We start from the raw sequence: 3,990 nt of genomic DNA, 5'->3' as shown, positions 1-3,990 counted from the left end.
TAAATCTGAATTTACGACCATGGCGTAATATATTCCTTGGTATTGCGGCAACTCCTGCTTCGCGATTAATTGCAGTTTAGCTATTTCTTTTTTTGCCACTAAATTAAAAACGCCATCTAAATGCACTATTGCCCAGGTTCTCTCTTGCTCTATTTGACTAAGGCCATAACCAAGGGCGCTAATTTGTATTACAACGATAACTGACATATCTACCACTAAATCACGTGCAGATTTTTTTGATGAGACTAACAGCAGGGTTAATAGCGGCCCTAGGGTAATATCGACAGCCGCTATTATCAATAAGGCAAACCACGTACCATCTACCTGTAAAAAAGGCGCTGGAAACCAAATAAACTGACAATACAAAGCAATAAAAGCCACTACAATCAAGCTGGTCGTTATATGCCAAGAGAAGAATTTACGTTTTAAACTATCCATACATTGTTTTATTTAGTGGTTTATTTGTTTTTTTGAAAAAGAAAGGCTCCCGAAGGAGCCTTAGCAACTGTTATAAATAAATAAAGAAACTCAATTTAGCATTGCTCCTGTTTATTTATGACCTGATATTTCAACTAACACATACCTAATGTTTCACAAGTTCCACTTACTATCCACGTTACACCGGTAGTCGTTGCATTAATAGTGGCTGTTAATATATATGTTGCATCATCAACTGTTGGTTGGCCTACCATGGTGATTACACCATTTGCTATTGTTGCTGACTTAACATGAATACCTGAAACTGCACCACCATCATCTGTAACTGGAATTCCATATTTACCCGCGTCTAAATCACCAACAACTAGTTGTTTTGGATTAGCTTTATCAGTTACATTGGTTTTTGTTTGAGCCGCTACTTCAGCGCCAGTTTTATAGATAGATGAAGCAAGAACTACTTCAGTAAACTTAGCTTTTTTAACGTAAGTTTGATAAGCAGGTAATGCTACTGCTGCCAAAATACCGATAATCGCTACAACGATCATTAATTCAATTAGGGTAAAACCTTTTTGTGCACTTTTTTTCATTTGTTGTAAATTTTTCATAATTATTTTTCCATCTGTTTTTTACGGGGGCTAACTTCATACTGCGACAAATTTTATTAAATGTAAAACTTTGTTGCGACTTTTTTTTTATTTTTATTACTGGTTAACCGTTAATCGATTATTTTGTAACCCATTATTAACTAAAGGTTAACTTTTGTCCGAGGCTTTTGCTCTATTAACCTAAATCACGCTAAGGGCTATCAGCTTCAATATAAATTGATCAAAGTTGTGATCAATTTAAAATGAGTTTTCTTAAAATGATGGCTTCCTTATAGGTAATAGCAGTAATAAATCTCAATGTACTAAGCTCGGTTATTACTAACAATAAGCTAAGTGACCTTTGACATATAGCAAGATACAGTAAGAAAGTTATTCAGGCTATTACAGGACATTACAGACGAAACTTATCCAGCCTTTTACTTACGTTTCTTTGACGATATTTACTTAATGTGAAACGCATTCAATGACACAAACAAGTAAACCTCTTCATAGTAGAAGACATTATTTAAAAAACAATGGGAATATAGGTGATCTTTGCTAATTATTTCTGTATAATCCGCGCTCCCTGCGTTACAAATGCCTATTGTTTTGTGGTTTCTTGTTAAGTCCCCTATAAACAGTGGCGCTGGACTCGATGCTCGAAGGGGCAGTGGCGTAGTCCATTTAACGGACAATATAAGCTTATTGCTTTTATTGTTATTTAAGTAACATTTATAAGATTGGGTTTTTTAATGAAAACTTTTGTAGCTAAACCAGCAAGCGTACAACGCGAATGGTTCTTAGTGGACGCCGAAGATAAAACTTTAGGTCGTATCGCTACCGAAATTGCAAGCCGTTTACGCGGTAAGCATAAAGTAGAATATACTCCTCACGTAGATACTGGCGATTATATCGTTGTTATCAATGCTGAGAAAGTACGTGTAACAGGTAACAAAGCGAAAGGTAAAATTTACTACTCGCATACTGAGTTCCCTGGTGGTCTTAAGCAAATTAGCTTTGAAAAGCTAATTGAAAAAGCACCAACACGCGTTCTTGAATTTGCTGTTAAAGGCATGTTACCTAAAGGTCCTTTAGGTCGTGAAATGTTCCGCAAATTAAAAGTATATGCAGGCCCAGAGCATGCACATACTGCACAACAACCACAACTTTTGGAGCTTTAAGCAATGGCTGATAATCAATATTACGGTACTGGTCGTCGCAAGAGCTCAACTGCTCGTGTGTTTATGAAAGCTGGTAACGGTGTAATCACAATTAATAAACGTGATATCGCGGAATACTTTCCACGTGAAACGGCTGTTATGGTTGTTCGTCAACCATTAGAGTTAGTTGAAATGGTAGAAAAGTTTGACTTTAACATCACTGTAACTGGTGGTGGTATTTCTGGTCAAGCTGGCGCGATTCGTCACGGCATTACTCGTGCATTAATGGTATTCGATGAAACTTTACGTGGTTCTCTACGTGCTGCTGGATTCGTTACTCGTGATGCGCGTAAAGTTGAACGTAAGAAAGTTGGTCTTCATAAAGCACGTAAGAAGCCACAATTCTCAAAACGTTAATACACGTCATATTCAGAATTTATACGGCGTTTGTTGTAATTATTCGCCCCAGTCACTTAGTTATCTAAGTTCAGGGGCTCATAATTCGACAGCCTTGTCTAAATCCCGACTATTTAGTGTAATTATATCGTTTACGTTTTTAAAAAAAACCGACCTTGTGTCGGTTTTTTTATATCTATCATTTCTTTTCATTTAAGTACCAAATTTCATTTCCTCTAGCATAAATATGCTTTATTTATTCTATTTCAAAGTATTTCAAATTATTTCTGCTTTTACAGTACCTAAGCCCCTTTTTACCTTGTAAAAAACGCGCTATTTCTTTATGATCATAAAAATTTTTTTGTCGATATACCACTTGGTATAAATTTGAGCTAATAAAAACAGCAGTCCCACATATGGCGTATAATCTATATTACGCTTCGTTTGGTATAAAAATAACTGTTTTCTTAGAGTCTTAGTTGGAGAGTATAAATGAGCAATGTGCCTGTGAATAACGGCCGCAGACGCTTCCTAACTGCAGCTACCGCTGTTGTTGGTGGTGTTGGTGTGGTCGGAGCCGCTGTGCCTTTTATTGCTTCCTGGAACCCAAGTGCTCGCGCGAAAGCTGCGGGTGCTCCAGTTGAAGTTAATGTAGGTAAAATACAGCCTGGTCAATTAATCCGTGCAGAATGGCGAGGTAAACCCGTTTACGTCGTCCGTAGAACGGAAAAGACAGTTAGTGATTTAGCTAAGCATGATGACCAGTTGCGAGATCCCAATTCAGAAAAGGCGCAACAGCCTAGTTATGCAACCAACGCTTATCGCTCAATTAAACCTGAGTTTTTAGTTGCCTTAGGTGTTTGTACTCATTTAGGTTGTGCTCCAACTCACCATGGCGGTGATTTTGAGGAATTCGTTGAAGGCGTGCCAAACGGTTTCTTCTGTCCATGTCACGGTAGTAAATTTGATATGGCTGGCCGAGTTTTTCAAGGCGTTCCTGCACCATTAAACTTAGTGGTTCCCGAGCACTCATTTATTAGTGATGACACCCTATTAATCGGTGTTGGTCAAGGAGACGCATAATGTTAATGAAGTTATTTACCGATTTCATGGGCTGGATAGATAAACGTTTACCAGTGACTGATGCTTGGAACAAACATTTAGTACTTTTTTGGCTCTTTAGCCATGTTAGTACTAGTTAACCAAATCCTTACTGGTATTTGGTTAACAATGATCTATGAACCATCTGGCGACGGCGCGTTTGCCTCAATTGAATACATAATGCGAGATGTCGACTTCGGTTGGTTATTACGTTATATGCATTCTACCGGTGCTTCAGCATTCTTCGTTGTGGTATATATGCATATGATGCGCGGCCTAATGTATGGTTCGTATCAAAAGCCACGTGAATT

General features: G+C 37.9%; 5 protein-coding genes and 1 pseudogene. 4 read left to right on the top strand and 2 right to left on the bottom strand.

What is annotated here, in order from left to right:
* A partial coding sequence (locus HRT50_RS18185; RefSeq protein WP_291617131.1) for a hypothetical protein occupies positions 1-438 on the bottom strand: 438 nt, incomplete at its 3' end.
* 134 nt (positions 439-572) lie between these two features.
* Positions 573-1,043, bottom strand: a complete 471-nt coding sequence (locus HRT50_RS18180; RefSeq protein ID WP_291617128.1) for a prepilin-type N-terminal cleavage/methylation domain-containing protein — start codon at positions 1,041-1,043, stop codon at positions 573-575.
* Positions 1,044-1,774: 731 nt separating this feature from the next.
* Between HRT50_RS18180 and rplM the strand changes: the two genes are divergently transcribed.
* The 4 genes and pseudogenes from rplM to HRT50_RS18160 form a co-directional block, all read left to right on the top strand.
* A complete protein-coding gene (gene rplM, locus HRT50_RS18175) occupies positions 1,775-2,203 on the top strand; it encodes a 50S ribosomal protein L13 (protein WP_019027184.1) in 429 nt (142 codons plus the stop codon).
* A gap of 3 nt (positions 2,204-2,206) precedes the next feature.
* Complete coding sequence (rpsI, locus tag HRT50_RS18170) at positions 2,207-2,599, top strand: 30S ribosomal protein S9 (RefSeq protein ID WP_291617123.1); 393 nt, start codon at positions 2,207-2,209, stop codon at positions 2,597-2,599.
* A gap of 471 nt (positions 2,600-3,070) precedes the next feature.
* Positions 3,071-3,661 carry a ubiquinol-cytochrome c reductase iron-sulfur subunit gene (gene petA, locus HRT50_RS18165; RefSeq protein ID WP_291617122.1) on the top strand — a complete coding sequence of 197 codons (591 nt, stop codon included), beginning with the start codon at positions 3,071-3,073 and terminating at the stop codon, positions 3,659-3,661.
* A pseudogene (locus tag HRT50_RS18160) lies at positions 3,661-3,990 on the top strand (cytochrome b); the annotation flags it as partial. The gene petA and the pseudogene HRT50_RS18160, both read left to right, overlap by 1 nt.

It is taken from the genome of Colwellia sp. (assembly GCF_013215345.1).
In the GTDB taxonomy this organism is placed as follows: domain Bacteria; phylum Pseudomonadota; class Gammaproteobacteria; order Enterobacterales; family Alteromonadaceae; genus Colwellia.
The sequence above is the reverse complement of the archived record's forward strand: the minus strand, read 5'-3'. Positions and strand labels throughout refer to the sequence as shown.